General features: G+C 48.3%; 4 protein-coding genes. All 4 read right to left on the bottom strand.

Features of this window, described 5'->3' with window-relative positions; translation table 11 throughout:
* Positions 1-89: 89 nt before the first annotated feature.
* The 4 genes from pfaC to SPEA_RS15340 are packed head-to-tail and all read right to left on the bottom strand — an operon-like array spanning position 90 to position 17180.
* Positions 90-5930 (bottom strand): eicosapentaenoate synthase subunit PfaC, encoded by a 5841-nt coding sequence (gene pfaC, locus SPEA_RS15355; protein ID WP_012156132.1) that lies wholly within the window; start codon positions 5928-5930, stop codon positions 90-92.
* Positions 5930-8263 carry a PfaB family protein gene (locus SPEA_RS15350; protein WP_012156131.1) on the bottom strand — a complete coding sequence of 778 codons (2334 nt, stop codon included), beginning with the start codon at positions 8261-8263 and terminating at the stop codon, positions 5930-5932. Before SPEA_RS15350 ends, pfaC begins: the two co-directional genes overlap by 1 nt.
* The gene (locus SPEA_RS15345; RefSeq protein WP_012156130.1) at positions 8263-16314 is read right to left on the bottom strand and encodes a type I polyketide synthase; all 8052 of its coding nucleotides are present in this window, start codon (positions 16312-16314) and stop codon (positions 8263-8265) included. The genes SPEA_RS15350 and SPEA_RS15345 overlap by 1 nt, the downstream gene beginning before the upstream one ends.
* The gene (locus SPEA_RS15340; protein ID WP_012156129.1) at positions 16314-17180 is read right to left on the bottom strand and encodes a transcriptional regulator; all 867 of its coding nucleotides are present in this window, start codon (positions 17178-17180) and stop codon (positions 16314-16316) included. The genes SPEA_RS15345 and SPEA_RS15340 overlap by 1 nt, the downstream gene beginning before the upstream one ends.
* Between the last annotated feature and the right edge of the window lie 418 nt (positions 17181-17598).

Raw genomic sequence — 17598 nt, 5'->3', positions numbered from 1 at the left:
ACTAATTAATCTTTGATTCTTGTACTTCGAAGGAGGTTAATGACTAAAGTGTTTTTCTTTAGTCATTAACTTAGGCTTAAAACTTCGTTTTAAGCCTCTTCGATGCAAATTGCAATATCGAATACCTCGTATATGCGCAGGCCATCTTTGCTTAGGCTAGCGTTACCTGTGATCACCTTCTTGCCGTTTTCATCTTTAACAGAGGTGATGCTGACATCCATAGACATCTGCTTGTTCAGCGGGTTGATCTGACCGCGATACTTCCACTTGATGTTGGATAAGATTTGGCCAAACTTAGGGTTTTTAAACCCAGCGCCTAAGTCTTTTGAAATAGCATAAGTCTGCATGGTTTCAATAATCGCTTCAACACCTAGTGAGCCTGGCATTACAGGGTCTTGATGGAAGTGGAACTGGAAGAACCAGTCACTTGGATCGATTGTGCGCTCAGCATACAAATAACCTAAACCTTCGGTGCCGCCATTATCGACAATCTCAACGCTATCGATAAAGTTCAGCTGACCACCGGCTAGGCGGTAGTGTGGCTGGTTAGCCGGCGCTGTAAAGTGACGGCAGTTCTTATCAAGCAGGTTCACCTTAGTGGTCGCTGCAACGCCATTGGCCACATGCCAAGGTTGGGTCACTTTACCGTTATCAAGACCTAACTGATCTTTCAGCGCTTCACCCTTGAAGTAACCAAATACAGCGGTTCCGCGATAGAAAGGCTCATTATCAACGCTTAGCTCGAAGCTGAAGCTTTGGATAATGTTGGTACCAGCCATCACGGTTGATAGTAGACGTGAATCGTTACGAATCGTTTTACCACGAAGGTCGACATCACGCAGTAGCTCACCACTACCGTCTAAGTTACGGAAGAACAGCTCAAGCCCAGGGAAGCCCAAAGTCGTGCCCATGTAACCCGAGATAAAGCCGTTAGGCTGCAGGGAGATCTCCATCAAAATCGAGTATGGCATCACTGCGCCATGGCTGTTTTTGTCGAAATACCAAGCGTCAGCTGGCACTTCATATTCAGCAATACACGATGATGGCTTCTTGAATTCACCACGCTTACCGTTTACCTCGATAACACGGGTCGTCACCTGTAAGTCACCACATGGTGTACGTGGTGGGATCATGCCGCGATAGATAGAGAACTCTGGGCCGAAACAGTTTTCGATGTTACCCGTAGCAAACTCAAACATGTGATACGGCGTAAACGGTACGGTATCAGGCACTCGGTTAGGGTAGTCCGGTGTAATTGGCGCTTCAACGTGAGAGATTGGAATAACGCCCTTGTTAGGCTCTTTGGTTAGATCTGGGATTTGTGCCATTAACGGCGCATTTACCGATGCTGGTTGATATGCCTTTTTGTTAAGAGAAGCCGCAGGCGCTTGAGCTATAGTTGTTGTAGTGTTAGCCGCGTTAGTCAAAAGTGGGTAGCGAGCACACTCATCTTCCTCTTTAATCATCACGCCTAGGTTTTGGAAGTCCACCACGGCTTTGCCATTTAGCAAAATATCAATATTAGCCTTAGCATATGGGCGCGGGCTAAAACCGATTTCAGTCACTTCCATACGGTAAGTTAATTCGCCAGATTGTGGCAGTACTTGACCACGACAGCGTACCTGCTGTGATGCGTTCTCAAGTGGTTGGAAACGACCATTCTTGGTTTGAGTATGCATGCCTAGGTGCAGCATATAGAACTGCAGCAACTGACCACAGCCTTCAGCCATCAAAGAGCCAGCCATTACTTGGTCGCCCTTAAAGTGACAAGGGAAATACCAGTGATTAGCTTCAAGTTGCTTATGACCTTCGATTAGGCCAAGACCCCATGTGCCGCCAGTGCGATCAACCTTGCTCACCTGTTCAATCATCAAGAATTTTTCTGACGCGAAACATAGCGATGGTTGCTGTAGAGCTTGATGAGTTGTGCCAAAGCAGCCCTCAATATCAGCCGTTAACAACTTATGGATGTCGCTATAGCTAAATTGTGTTTTAGGGCAATCCAGTAACGGGTTAAAGCGTTGCTTAACCACAAGGTTGCGAGCTTTTATCTCATCTTCGGTGCGAATAACCCCTTTACCGTCGGCAAGTTCTTCATCGGTAAAGAAGCCTGCACAGCCGCCATCCATCTTAAGGACCATGGTGTCGCCAACGAAGCACTCGTATGAGAAGAAGAACAACAAGGTGTCGCCGTTGCGAGCATAGTTGTTGATCTTAATGTCATAACGCAGGGTGTCGCCGCCACGTGGCAGGTCACCTAAGAAAGTGAGGGTACAATCGAGTAGACGATATACTCGCTCGCCCTTGTTCTCAAAGTCGATGCCTAAGTAGCTGATCAGCATCAAGTCGCACTGACCCGATTCAACCGCTACAGCCCATGGAATTTGGCCATCGACAAGGTATGGCGCATCAACAGGAATATCATACTCAGTGGTCATCGAGCATGGTTTGAATTCGTTCATGGTGGCATCGAGCTTAGTCACTCGAGATACTAATAGGTAGTCTGTGGTTGGCAGGCGTACGCGACGTGAATAGCTGTCGATAACCGCGTAGTCAGAGCCAAACACCTTGGCGATATCGCCTTCTGCGTACTCGACTAAATCGGCGTAGTTCCAGATGCAAGGCTTAAGCTCTGGCGTCGGCGCGGTGTAAGGTGGCACGTTAGCGTGATCGGGCTTAAGCGGTGTGCTTAGGGTATTAGCATAGGAAACCGGTGCTGGCATAGTCTCGACAGTTTCCGTCCCTGTTTGCCCTGTGGCGTGAGCTATTTCTTGGACTAGTTGCTGCTTTAGCAAAGCGTCGGCGACTTTCATACCCGCTGAGCGACTCTGTAAGAATGCCTGATGGGCCGCTTGAGTCAGTTGCTGGTTTTGTTGAAATGCGCTTAAGTTGCCTGCAGATACATCAATAGTTGCAGTTTTAGTCGGCTGCGCTTCAGTTGTAATTGTTTTAGCTTGATTGGTCATAGGGTTACCTAATACTGGTGTAGGGCTAACAGGTGCAACAGTGCGGGTAATGAGCGGTTTGTTTAGCTTGGTAACAGATGAAGCTGTGCCTTGGGCGAGCTTATTCTGAATGGAAGCTAAACTGGCAAGCGGTGTATCCATGATATGTTGGTAGATATCACGGCCACCTAGGGTTACCTGTTTGAGTAACTGATGCTTAGCATCAGACTTAAGCTCACAGCTTAAGCGAGATGACAGCGCACGCTGCTGGTTTGCACTTTGGCTAATCAAAAGCTGAGAGATTTGATTTTCGTTGGTGTTGACGACCAATGCGCTCAGTGGGGCTAGCCCTTGCTGATTTTGCAAAGAAAGGTTGAGTAGACCGTGAAGAAGACTCGCCATTCCGGCAGCGGCAAAGTTATGGCCGATACGCTCTTCAGCACTAGTGCTGTTGGCGTGAGGGAACATATCGTTTACCGATGAATAGAGGCTACCCGGTGCAACACTGGTTTCAACCAGCTTGATGCTGCTATGTTCTGCGCCGACTTGAGTCAACAAGCGATCAGTGACCTGCTTCGCCTCTGTCGCCTTGCCAAAGGCAAGTGAGCTTATTTGCCCATAAGCGCCTTGGCCATCAGCAGCGCTTGAATCGCTTGGTACTAGTACGATAGCACCAGCGCCTTCACCGACATTCCAGCCTTGGCTGTTTTGAGCGGCTGTGGCATCGAGTGATACGGGCTCGACACTGTTTTTCAAGATCACCTGCTCGAAACTACCCGAGAGATCGACCGCAGCAATCACCACTGCATCCAGTGCTTCACTTGCCATCATATTCTGGGCGACATCGATACAGCGACTCACCGACTGCTCAGCGGCAGAGATAGTAAACGCTGGACCATTAAAGTCCCATAATGACGCAATACGCGAAGCCATGATATTGCCGATAAAGCTGGTGTATTGATTCAGCTTGGCTGCATCGAGCACACTATCCATAGTGATAGCTTCTAAGGCTTGATATTCCTCAGTGCTTAAGGTCACGCCCATGGCAGACAGGCTTTCTTGAAGCTGAGTATGTAGATTAACGCGGCCGCGGAACTGGTGTAGCTCAAGTTCAGTTTCCATGGCGACTAACACGGCAACCTTCTGCCCAGGATTTAGCTTGGCATCACGAATAGCTTCGTCGGTGACTTTCATCAACATCAGCTGTTGTGAGATCAGGCGATCATCTTCGTTTGGCGGCAGCTTAAAGCGCAAAAAGTCGAGTTCGAAACTATCGACATAGCCACCTTTTGGCGCTGCGTTTAGACCAAACTCGGCAAGCAGTTCAGTATGCTTTTCTAGTCCCTTCCAGCGCTGCTTAGGTAGCGAAATAAAGCCGTTGCTATTACTCACAATGGCAGCATTTAACTGATTAATGCTGCTTAGAGGCCCAAAGTGTGATGCGAGGCCTGTGATCTTCATCGACTCAGGTTTGCTTGCTTGCACAGCTTGCTTGCTTACAGTTTGTGAGCCAGCGCCTGCGGCTTGGGCGCCTGCAGCCTGAATAGCTGAGTAGGACTCCAGTAACAGGTGCGCATTACAGCCACCAAAACCAAATACCGATACACCAGCATGGCGGGTTTTAACGCCGTAAATATTATTTGATCTTTTATCTGGCCAGCCTTGAACCATATTTGGCAGGGTCGGTTTACCAAAGAGCTTGTTAGGCGAGGCGATAGCGTCGCTGATATTAATACTCGGTGGTAAGAAACCCTCTTTCATGGCGAAGATCATCTTCATGATCCCTGGCATGCCTGCGGCAGTCAGTAGGTGACCTAGGTTAGACTTAGCCGAGCCAATTAACGGTGCATCACTGCCTTGAAGCTTACCCTCAAAGAAGGTCTCCATCGAAGTCAGCTCAATCTTGTCACCCAGAGGTGTGCCTGTCGCATGACATTCAATTACTTCGATATCTTTAGGCTCGATATCACTGGCAGCATAGGCTCGCTCGAAGGCTTTTACCTGACCTTTAGGGTTAGGGCTAAGAACGAACTGACCCTTACCATCGTTTGACAGGCCAACACCGCTGACAACGGCATAGATTTTATCGCCATCTCGTTCGGCATCTTCAAGGCGCTTTAACACTAAAACACCCGCGCCCTCACCGGCGAATAGGCCTTTACTGTTAGCATCGAAGGGGACCGACACGCCATGATCTGGGTAGGCGTGGAAGATTGAGAAGCCCATGTTAATAAAGAAGGGATCGGCGCCAGAAACTGCGCCAGCTAGCATCACATCTGCTTTGCCAGCGCTTAGGTAATCACAGGCAAGTTTAAGTGAGTAAACTGAACTGGCACAGGCGGCATCTAGGCTAAGCTGTACGCTGCCTAGGCCTAATGCATCAGCCACAACCTTAGAGGCGTTGTGAGCAATTGCTCCGTTAGCGCTATCGAGCGTAGTTTCACTGCGCGCTCTTTCACTGCCAGCATTGGTTGGGTTTAGCTTAAATGCTTGGTTTCCTAGTTTATCCTGCAAGGCTTTTTCAACGGCGCTGTGATAGATAGGCAGAAACAGATCATTTGAGCGAGTCGTTGGGAACGAAAGCGCCCCCATGACGATACCGGTTCGAGTTAGTGAATCACTGCTAAGGGCAATACCGGCATCATCGAGTGCTTTGCGACTGGTGTCTAGCGCCCAAAGGAAGCTGTCATCTAACCCTAAAAGACTTTCACTTGGCAGTAGGTAACCGCTTGGGTCGAATTGGAAGTTCTCGATGTAGCCGCCTTTATCGCAATAAAAACGGTCTGACTGGCCTTGAACGCCTTGGTAATCGCTGCTGTTCGCGCCTAACTTTTCGTTGGTCAGTGTTGTGCGCGAGTCGCGTTTATCGAGTAAGTTCTGCCAAAATTCTTGTGGCGATTTTGCATCTGGGTAGAGAGTGGCGAGACCGACAATGGCGATCTTGCCCTGCTTACCTGTTTGTTGTTGCTTGTCTGAAGAAGACATTAGACTTCTCCTTGTAATGTTAGGTTTGTCATCTGCTCTGCCGTGACTTGTAGTGCGGTCGATGCAGCTTGCAGTTGGGTCTGAGCAATCTCACGATTTAAGCCATCAATAAGTGGCGCCACGGTGAGTGGGACTCGATGACTAATGAGTTGGCCTAATGCCTTGAGTAGGGTAGTGATATCATCTCCACCTTTGGCATTAACAGGTACTGTGCAGCACGGATAGTCTGTTGACTCGGCGCCACATTGACGATCTTGTTTGGCTATTTTGTCGATAAGAGTGCAGTTTTGTCTGTCTGCGCCTAACTCCACAAATAACTTGGCGCCTTGCTTTTGCGCGCTATGGATCAGCGCGGTAAAATCTAAGGTGTTGCAGAAGGTATCGGCTATTGAGTTTGCGACAACTTGGCTGTCGAAGGTGCCTTGGCTATTCGATACAGAGCTATTGCCTGAGGCTGCACTAATAAATTTAATGTCGGTCGGTAATGACTCTTCAAGCGGCTGCTCATAAAACTGCGCTACGTTGCTATGCTCTTCCATTGCTGGCGTGGTATGCATTGCCGTGACGCGGTTTGCAGCAATACCTCGCTTGCCTAACTGAGTGAGTAGACCACGGCACTGAGTTTCACAGCCTGCAATCACACAGGTATCCCCCTGAACAATCGCAAGGTACGCATGGGGAAACTCTGGTAGAAGTGCCTTTATTGGCGCCGCTGGAGAGCGAACGACAAAGCTGTTCCAGACAATATCTGGCGCATTGTCATCCAGTTGCCACGCTTGCCTAACTGCCGTGAGCTTGCCTGAGATTGCGCGAGTAAACAGTGGATCTGTCTTAGTCTTTTCTATCAAGGCGTGTGGGTTCTTCCATACACCTAGACTTGCCCACATCGATGCTTCACCCATGGAATAACCCAGTGCAAAGTTAGGTGTGATCTGGAACTCTTGCACCAATAGCTGAGTTAGCAGATAACTGCTACCCACACCGGCAATCGCCAGATCGCCCAGTGGCATGGCTGACGCCACTCTTGGATCGAGGTGATAGATGGCGTCCGCTTGGAACATGGACTTTAGATCACCTTCACGCTCAAGGTGTGAATACAGTGACGGAAAATATCCATGTAGCTCACTGAACATATCGCTATAGACAGTTCCAACACCTGGGTAGACAAACGCTAGGCCGCCAGATGCGTTTGAACCTAATGGCTCAGCTGTAAAGTAGCTCCCAGCCGGCGTCTTATATTGTGACGATTCGTCTTTTTCACTTAGCACCTTAGGCACATTTTCAATCATTGCATTGAGCTCTTGAAGCATGGCTTCAACTGAGTTTGCCTGCAATGTGATGGCGTAGGTGGCGCTGCGAGTGGCCTCATAGCGAAGTAAGTTATCGCGCATCAGGGTCAATAGTGGGCCGTTTGGCGTTGGCTCTGTTGTCAGAGCTTTGAGTTTTATCTGTAGTGTACCAAGCTCGGCGATAAGCTGGGCTTGGGTATCGGCACAAACGATGAGCTGCAATCGCTTAGTACCGATAATCGATTTCGGGGCGATAAAGCCTGTGCCTTGGGAGATCACGAAACTAATGCAACTGTTAGAGTCTGAGCAGAGCTCAGAGCGGCTAGGTGCATGGTTAGTTAGGTTGATCGCCACTACGCGAGCTTGATGGTGCTCGGTAAACCAGTAATGACTCGTCGCTTGCTTAGGGCTAATCGATGCTGCATCTCTATGGTGGGTACGAGAGGCGAGATCTTTGATGAGCTCACACACGGCATCAAACTGCTCTGTGCTATTTAGCTGTGGTAGGTCGAAGCGTTTGCTAACACTCGCAGGCTGACGCTTTGCCTGATTTAATGCGCTCTGCATACAAGAATCGGCCATACAAGCATCAGCTATACAAGCGTCAGTAACCGCTGCTGCACCAGCTTGGAGCTGCCCTGTTTGTATTTGCATAGCAGCAAGTTGCGCATGAGGATGGATCCTATTTTGCGCCGCTTTTAGTGCATGCATCATCAACAGCGAGTTTGTCGCTGTTGAGATTTGCACTATCTTACCTTGCTCAATCGATTCGATAGTGGCTGTTAGATTAGCCTCAAAATCATCTACCTTGATAGAGACAAGCTCAGTTGTTTCTAGCAATTTAGAGTTATACAGCTCTGGCATTAGCACTGAAAGCTGCTTGGCCATCTCTGAGGGAGCCTGAGACTTTGCAGTTAAACTTAAGCTTAAGTCTAGTGATGCAGGAAGCATCAAGAGTGCGATGCGCAGAGGCATCTCACTCTTGATAACTTGATCACTGACGCTATTGCTAGATGTACTAACGTTAGTTGTCGAGTTGACCATTAAGCACGCTCTCCCTTGCTCAGGGCTTTTTCTTCAGCGCTCAAGGCTTTCTTGCTATCGCTCAAGGCTGATTCACCAACGCTCAAGGCTGTTTCATTCAAAAAAGCGCTATTGAGGTTCTTGCTGATAGTGACTTTTGCCCCTTTCATCATCGCGCTAAGCTCACCATTTTCATGGTAAAGCGTAACATTCGCCTCAAGTGAGCGAGCATTTGTTTTCACGACCTCAAGCTCAAGTATTGCTTTGTCACCAAATGCTAGCGGTTTATTTGAGATAAATTCACCGATAGAAGAAGGTAAGCTTGCTGCGCCGTACTTAAGTCTTGCCCAGACCAGCATCGCCTGTAGCAGTAGATCTTCAGCAAACGGCTGACTGCCACCAATATGCGTTGTAGCGACAAACTCACCGCAATCACTGCTATCTACCTGTGGTAGTTCACAATGCGCCAGTAGACCGGCATCATCAAAGTTAAATACCTGTTTTATGCCCTGTAAACGCGGTCCATGGAATAGGGTACCGTTGCTGTAGAGCTCAGATGCCGATGTAACAGCATCACCCATTAAATCGAACGATTTAGTGGTAAATCTCTCACTTGACACTGCAAGCGTAGCCTTGTACTGAGGGCGACCTTGACTGCTGATTAATGCGCTCATTTGGCCGTTGTCAGTAGGCGTCAATTCAAGGGTTATCTCCTGAGCATCTTTGCTGTCGAAGATAATCCCTTTCAGTAGCTTGTAATCGAGTACTTTAACTTGAGCGCCGAGCATCTTACTTGCTGCCTCGCGCATCCACTGTATTGCACATACAGTGGGCAACACAGGGTTACCGCTAATGCGGTGGTCTTGGATAAAGACCATCGCGTTAGGGTTTAAGGCTCTTGTTAACGTCATAGGCGTTAAAGCAACAGGTGCTAGCGGGCGCGATGTGTTAAACACCTCACCCGCATTAAGCTTTTTTACAGAAGCAGCCTCTTTAGAGCCTTCAGCCTGAGAAGAGCCGTCAGCTTTAGTAGAGTCACCGCCTTGCATAGAAGTACCTATTAGCAGTTGCACGCCAGTCTCACCTAATAGCTGAGTAGCAAATAGCTCTGCTCCCGCTTTTAGTGGGATAACGTATACGCCACGGTCGGTGAACATCTTCTTCAACGCATCGGTAACCATACCGCCATCCCAAGGACCCCAGTTAAAGCTCATCACTTTTGCTTGTGGATTACGTGCAGAGAACTGCAGCGCGGCCTTGTTCAGGATGTCGTTTGACATGGCGTAGTCACTCTGACCTGTGTTGCCGTAAAAACCTGCAGCAGATGAGAACATAGCAAGTAGTTTTACCTTGCTTGAGTCGAGCGCGGCAAGCAGAGCTTTAAGGCCGTTAACCTTAGTGCCGTAAACGCGAGCTAGCTCTTCAATTGTCTTATCTTGAATATGCTTATCAGCAAGTACGCCAGCGCCGTGGATAAGGCCGGTGATCTCATTTGAGCGACCATTAAGCGCAGCTGTGATAGCTGCAGTGTCAGTCACATCCATGCTGACATATTCAGCACTTGCACCAACTTGGTTAAATGCTTCTAGCGCTGTGTTGATCTCGATTGAACTCTTAACTGTCCAAACTAAGGTTTCAACTTGTTTAGGTGTTGGCTTGCTACCTGTAGAGATAATATGCGCAATGGCAGCGGGTTTAAGCTCGCTAATTTGCTTGTTTTCAGCCCATGCAGGTATAGCTAGTAGCTCACTACGACCTGCAAGAATAAAGTGAGACTGTGTACGCTTAGCTAAAGCAAGGGCACATTCGAAGGTCACTCCTTTTGCGCCCCCGGTCACCAGTATTTTATCTGAACTGTTTAGTGCTGATGCACTGTGTTTCTCACTTGCTTCACCGGCAACTAAGGTTACGCGGCTAACATTACCTTGCTTATCTGCTGCTATGCCTACTTCTGCAAGTTGGTTGTTAGCATCAAATAATTCGCTAGCAATAGCATCGGCAAAATGCGTTGCGTCAACATCGACAGCGATATCGAGCGCTCGACAGAAAACACTTGGCCACTCATGGCTTAGCGTCTTGGTTAGGCCTGCTAGCGCTGCCTGATTTAGCTCTGCGTCTTTAAGCGCATCGATATTAAGATAACCAAAGCCACCATCGATACGACTAACCGTGATAAAGCTGCGGCGCTTATCACTTGATGCTGTCAGCTTCGGCTGTAGCAGCTTAGCCCATAGGAACGCTTGGCTTAGGTGAGTAAAGCCTTGTTCGTTAAGGTTAACCGCATCGGCTTGATTGCTTTCATTCGCCTCAGGTTGCAGGTGAATAAAGCCGCCAATTTGCCCAAGTTGCTGTTCAACTTGATTGATAATGGCAGTTATCCCTGTTTCATCGATGCTGGTCGCTTGGAAGCTGGCAACATCACTTGAAAGCGGAGATTGCGGCTGACCGTCAGGTAGTCGAACTACGGCTACTTTAAGGCCTTGCTTAGTCAGTTTCTCGGCTAGCACACCTGCATTGTGACCATCATCGTTGATCACAATGGTCGTGTCTGCGGCGAAACAGTCTTGTAGTTTGTCCGCCGCATTAAGCTTTTTTAGCGCTACCTCGCTATGAGGAGGAAGCTCTAGAGTAGATGCTATTGTGTCTGCTACTGATTTAACTGCATCGGTTGCAGCTGCAACAGTTGAAGCAACTGTTGCGCCAGCAGTTGATAGCTTGCTGTTCATATAGCTTACGATTTCGCCTAGTGTACGACACTCGGCTAGATCTTCAGGGTTTAGCTCAGGCAGGCCTGGAAGCTCATCTTGTACTGTACCCAATATCTCAACGCGCTTGATAGAGTCGATACCCAAATCGGCTTCCATATCCATGCTCAGTTCAAGCATTTCAGTTGGGTAACCCGTCTTTTCTGCTACTACTGACATCATGGTGCTTTGGACTTTGGCAGCGCTTAGACCGTTTACTGGCGTCTCTGTTGTAGAAACAACAGTCGAAGAGTGCTGAGAGTTCATAGAGCCTTCAGCTGGAAGCTTGCTTCCCATATAAGCCACGATTTCGCCTAGTGTGCGGCACTCGGCTAAATCTTCAGGGTTAAGCTCAGGTAGACCTGGAAGCTCGTCTTGTACTGTACCTAGAATTTCAACGCGCTTGATAGAGTCGATACCTAAATCGGCTTCCATATCCATGCTTAGTTCAAGCATTTCAGTTGGGTACCCCGTCTTTTCTGCTACTACTGACATCATGGTGCTTTGGACTTTCTCAGAAGAAAGAGTTGCGCTCAAGGCTGTTTCAGCAGAAAGGCCGTTTGTAGTTGGTGCAGCATTCACTTGAGGAACTTGCGCCGCTGCGGCACTTGTATTAGTCAGCTTAGAGTTCATGTACGCCACGATTTCGCCTAGTGTGCGACACTCGGCTAAATCTTCAGGGTTAAGCTCAGGTAGACCCGGTAGCTCGTCTTGTACTGTACCTAGAATTTCAACGCGCTTGATAGAGTCGATACCCAAATCGGCTTCCATATCCATGCTCAGTTCAAGCATTTCAGTTGGGTAACCTGTCTTTTCGCTAACCACTGACATCATAGTGCTTTGGACTTGAGTTGCAGATAGTGAGCCTTCAGCGGCACTAACATTAAGAGCCGCGGCGGCACTTGTATTAGCAGAGCCTTCAGCCGGCAGTTTACTGCCCATATAAGCCACGATTTCACCCAGTGTTCTACACTCGGCTAAATCTTCAGGGTTTAGCTCAGGTAGACCCGGTAGCTCGTCTTGAACCGTGCCTAAGATCTCAACACGCTTGATCGAGTCGATACCTAGATCGGCTTCCATGTCCATCTCAAGCTCAAGCATCTCAGTTGGGTAGCCTGTCTTCTCGGCAACTACTGACATCATAGTAGCCTGCACCTTTTGTGCGCTCAGGGCTGTCTCTGCAGAAAGACCGCTATGTACTGGCGTAGATGAAACAGCAGAGCCTTCAGCGGCACTAACATTAAGAGCCGCCGCGGCACTTGTATTAGTCAGCTTAGAGTTCATATAGTTAACGATTTCGCCTAGTGTGCGACACTCGGCTAAATCTTCAGGGCTTAGTTCAGGCAGACCCGGTAGCTCGTCTTGCACTGTACCTAGAATTTCTACACGCTTGATAGAGTCGATGCCTAGATCGGCTTCCATATCCATCTCAAGTTCAAGCATCTCAGTTGGGTAGCCAGTCTTCTCGGCAACCACTTCTAACATAGTCGCTTGAACTTTCTCTGAAGAAAGAGTCGCGCTCAGGGCTGTTTCAGCGCTAATAACTGCTACTGGACTTGTATTAGTCGGTACAACAGCGGCTTGAGCTGGCGCAGCTTGGCGAACAACTTGCGGTGCTTGCACTTGAGGAGTCGTAGCAACTGGTGCTGTTTTAACTTGCGGTGCTTGAGTCGGAGCCGTTTGAACTGCTGTAGTTTGAACAGGAGCAGGCTGAACAGGAGTGGCTGGCGTTGCAATAATCGCAGGCTGAGCAACAACTTCTCTTTGAACCACTTCAGTTTGAATGACTTTATTCTCAATTACAGGAGCATAAGTTGCAGGGCTGCCATTTAGCAGGTTTAGCGCGGCAATGTTGCTACCTGTTTGCATCTCAAGGAATTGAGTGTGGCTCTGTAGTGTTTGAGCTTGTAGCTGGTGGAATTGCTCCATCGAGCGTTGTAGGCTCTCTGGGATCGCAATACCTGAACCTGCAAGCTTAGTTTGCTCTGTCATCAAGGTGGTAAAGGTCTCGCCATACTGCTGCGGGATCTCTAGGAACTGTTGATGAAGCTGGGCAGCTTGCTGCTGGGCTGCAAAGAAGTTGCTTAGTGCATCACCGCTAACGCTATGAGCTGCTGGCTTACTGTTTTTAGACACGACTTGACTCTCTATACCTGAATCTATAACTGAACTGGCTTGAATTGAACTGCCTTGTACTACACCAGCTTGGGCTGGTACTGCGACTTCAACAAGCTTCTCTACTTCAACGACTTTTTCGACAATCCTTTCGACTTCGATAACTTTCTCGACCTCGATAATTTTCTCTTCAATCAGATGTTCGACTTTAGAGGTGACGATGCCAGTTTCTAATGATTTGGCCATCTTAGCGCGTGTCGCTTTACTGATATGGTTAGCAGCGTTAAGCGAGATGCTCATTGGCGATTTTTTCTCTGGAGCTGCGATATCGGCTTGGTACGGGTCGATGTTGTCAAGCTTGATACCTGCAACAGCTAACTGAACCGCGGCTTGTTTAAGCTGGAAGTCGCTATCGCCTTTAGGGTTAGGGTTGATTGAGATAGTGCAAATTTCATTTGCTTTATCTGCCAGAGTGCCCTGTACCAACTTTTGTAAAATGTTCTTTGGACCGAACTCGACAAATACTCGAGCGCCAGCGTCATACATGGCTTCAAGCTGCGCAGTGAAACGTACCGATTGCAGCATATGTTTCTTAAACGAAGCTTTAATCTTTGTTGCACTGGTATCGTAAACTGTGCCAGTCGCGTTGGAGTAAAGTGCGCGGCAAGCCTTGGTAAACTTGGCTGCATCAATCGCTTTAGCAAATGGTGCTTGGGCGTGACCCACAAGTTCGGTGTGGAATGCACCTGATACTGGTAGATTAATCGCCTTGTAACCCAGCTGACTTAGCGCTTTAGCCGCTTCGCCTGTTGAATCGGTAGGACCTGCAATCACGGATTGAGTAGGGGCGTTATAGTTTGCCACTTTTACGCCATCAAATTTAGCGATAGTCGCTTCAACGGCTTCAAGATCTGCTGCACTCTTGGTAATAATCGCGTACATGGCGCCAGCGTCGGCTTCAACACCATCTTTTGCTGGTGCTTTAGTCGCCATGGCATCACCGCGAGCAAAAGCGAGCTTGTAGTAATCATCAGATGAGATAACACCGGCAGCGCACAATGCGCTCAGCTCACCAAAGCTATGACCCGCAACCATATCGGCATTAAAACCGGCAGCAGTGAATAGCTCATACTGACCCATAGAGATAGCGCCGATTGCACTCTGTGCATTAGCGGTATTGGTCAGTGTTGCTTCTTGTGTCTTTAAATCATCTTTATTGAACACAGGCTTTGGATAAAGTGTTTGCGACAGTGGCATCTTGTTGTTAGCGGCAAAGACTTTGTCGGCAGTTACAAATTGCTGACGCATCTCTGGGTAATAACAAGTCAGCTCGCGGCCCATGTTTAGATACTGCGAGCCTTGGCCTGCAAACAGCGCGGCAACTTTACCCGACTCTTTGTTTGCAACATCAATTGCAGCATTTGCGCGGTAGCTAGTGCCGCCTGGAAGCTGCCATGCGCTATCATCACTCGATTCAAGCTTAGAGACCGCTTGCTTGATTTGGTTGACTAGCTCTTCGCTACTATTTGCGACGAGGCCGATACGTGGTGCATTGGCTTTAAGTTCACGCAGTGGATAGTTTGCTGCGGCATCTTTTAAGATGAACTCAGCTTGAGTAGCAGAAGCACTCAGTGTGCTTAGCTCATTTATCAGCGTCGCTTTATCGCTAGCACTGACTAAGAAGCTTTGGGCAACTTGACGCTGACGATACTTAGCTTTCTCGCTATCGATGCGGCTGTGCTCATTGTTGTACTCTTCGAGTACGAAGTGGAAGTTAGTGCCACCAAAACCAAATGAGCTAATACCTGCACGGCGCGGCGTACCATCGGCGCGAGGCAACCATGGACGAGTCTCAGTATTGAGATAAAACGGTGAGTTCTCGATATCAAGCTTCGGGCTTGGTTGGCTGACGTTAATTGTTGCCGGCAACACTTTGTGGTGTAGTGCCAATGCAGCCTTGATTAGGCCTGCAGTGCCCGCAGTTGATTTAGTGTGGCCAATTTGTGACTTCACTGAGCCCAGTGCGATGTGTTGTTTAGTGTCGTTCTCGTCGCGAAATACTGAGCAAAGGCCGGCAAACTCAGCGGCGTCACCAGCAGCGGTGCCTGTGCCGTGCGCTTCGATAAGCCCAAGAGTGTGCGGCGCAAAACCTGCGTCATCATAGGCGCGGTTTAATGCTTTTGCTTGGCCTTCTGGGCGAGGGGCGTAGATAGATTTAAACTTACCATCTGATGAAGCGCCCACACCTTTAATGACTGAGTAAATGCGATCGCCATCGCGTTCGGCATCTTCAAGGCGCTTAAGTGCGACCATGCCAATCCCTTCACCAATCATCATGCCTTTTGAATCGATATCAAATGGCTGAATAGTTTCGTTAGTGGTAAAGGCTGGTGTTTTTGAGAAGCTCATGTACATAGACGGCGAGTTGTCGGTACACACACCACCGGTGATCATCATCTCTGAGCGACCTTCGGTCAGCTCGGTAAGAGCCATGCGCATAGCCGCGAGTGAGCCAGCACAGGCTGCATCGACCACACAGTTCATGCCACCAAAATCGAAACGGTTAGCGATACGACCAGCAATTACGTTACCGAGAGAGCCAGGGAATGAGTTTTCTTCCCAGTGAACATATTGATCTTGGAACTTCTTGATCAACATTTCACTGTCTTGGTCGCTAATGCCGCTGCTCGCGAATACTTTCTTCAGTACCGGGTACTGTAGACGCGCCGTTAGGCTGTGGCTAATTTTTTGGCCGCCACCGACACCTAAAGTGATACCAATCTTATCTCTGTCGTAACCTTCAGGCAGGTTGGCATCGGCTAGTACTTCTTTAGCAACAATCAGAGAAAGCAGCTGTGATGAGTCGGTTAGTTCTAGGATATTTGGCGGCAGGCCAAACTCCATTGGGTTGAAGTCAACATCTGGCAAGAAGCCACCGCGCTTACAGTAGCTCTTATCTGGGGTGCTCTTGTTCGCATCGTAATACTCTTCAGGTTGCCAGTGAGTCGATGGCAATTCGGTGATGGCATCGATTTTTTCGCTGATTAAGTCCCAAAACTTATTCAAGTAACGAGAGTTAGCAAAGATGCTTGCCATGCCAACGATGGCGATAGGCATGTCTTTAAGGCGCTTATTTAAGCGTGAATCAGCTTGTGAGTCTTGTGCTTGCTCAGTCACTTTAGCTGACTTTGTAGGTTTAGAGGTCTGGCTCATTATGAGTCTCCGCTGGGTGCCTGAGTGTCAGGCGTCTTGTTGTTTGTTATAAGCGTTTCTTTAGAGGTGTGGCGATTTGGCGTCGCACCAGGAAAGCGCTGTAAAAAGGTGTGATAGTTACGCACGAGTAACTTTCGAAGATGGAACGGCCCATGCTTAAGCACGTAGGCCATATAACGGTTGGTGGCTTGGGTATTGCCGTCTTGATAGATGTCGAGATAGATCCAATCACTATGTGGATCGATTCCGAGCAAAATTGAACTGGGTGTTGCATCTGTCAATTTCGGTGGAATGGTGAGTGAAACCACCTGAACCACATTGTCGCCGTCGTTGCTAGGCAAGGCCAAGGTTTTCGCGAGTGTTTCATAGTGCAAGGTGTAGGTTTGCACATCGCTGCCTTGGGTGACGGGGATCTGATTGAAGTAATGCATGGGGACATGGGGACTTTCAATATCGCTGACCCTAGAAACACCATAGCGCTTTAAGCACCTTGCTAAGCCAGAACGGGATACATTCGGATTAATAAATTTTTGCGTGGCTTTTAATAGGGTATCTAGCGGCATCTTCAGTTGATAACGCAGTCCAACCACCACGTACTCCTGTAGGGGGGTTAACGTGGTATTAAGGTGGTGAGGTGTATTTGGACAGTTTTCGACAGAGTCGCGTTTACGCCATTTGCGAACGGTGGCTTCACTGATATTCAGTATCTTAGATAATTGGCTGACACTGAGATCCGATTCCTGGATGAATCGGCGCATCTCTGGCGTTGTTGTGGCGTTACTATGCCTTGTTTCCGCCTCATGTTGCGTACACTCATTCGGGTTGTTGTTTTCTTCCCTCAAGTGTTTACTGCTTGTTTTTACCATCAGTTTAGCGGCTACCCGTTAATAATCTGTTGGGACTCTATGGCGATGACACTCTTAGTGGATTGGACCTTAGGTCACTCTCTATCGCAATAAAGCCGATGTTTTTTGGCTAATGGAAGAGCAGACTACCTGAGGCTGTGCGGCAATACAATCACCTGGGACTGATTAATTGCTGATACGACCAGATTGAGTGAACACTTGTAAGCTAAGTCGGTATTTTATGTAGTTAAATCAGTGATGAATAAAAAAGTGTGATCTAAATCTTGCTTGGTGGTGTTTGCGATATTGTTGCCTTGCGTGGTGTTTTTTGTGGTAAAAGATTTTCAGCAATGTTTAGTTTCGGCCTGTTTAGCAAGTTGAGATAGGCTTAGTGATGATAGAAATCAATGAGTTTGATAGCTATTATTTTTTAACTAAA

Origin of the sequence: Shewanella pealeana ATCC 700345 (assembly GCF_000018285.1) — a bacterium.
Taxonomy (GTDB): domain Bacteria; phylum Pseudomonadota; class Gammaproteobacteria; order Enterobacterales; family Shewanellaceae; genus Shewanella; species Shewanella pealeana.
The sequence above is the reverse complement of the archived record's forward strand: the minus strand, read 5'-3'. Positions and strand labels throughout refer to the sequence as shown.

Coding starts and splice junctions, on each gene's coding strand:
- SPEA_RS15350 (WP_012156131.1), bottom strand. CDS start 8,263: ATGGTCAACTCGACAACTAACGTTAGTACATCTAGCAATAGCGTCAGT.
- pfaC (WP_012156132.1), bottom strand. CDS start 5,930: ATGTCTTCTTCAGACAAGCAACAACAAACAGGTAAGCAGGGCAAGATC.
- SPEA_RS15340 (WP_012156129.1), bottom strand. CDS start 17,180: ATGGTAAAAACAAGCAGTAAACACTTGAGGGAAGAAAACAACAACCCG.
- SPEA_RS15345 (WP_012156130.1), bottom strand. CDS start 16,314: ATGAGCCAGACCTCTAAACCTACAAAGTCAGCTAAAGTGACTGAGCAA.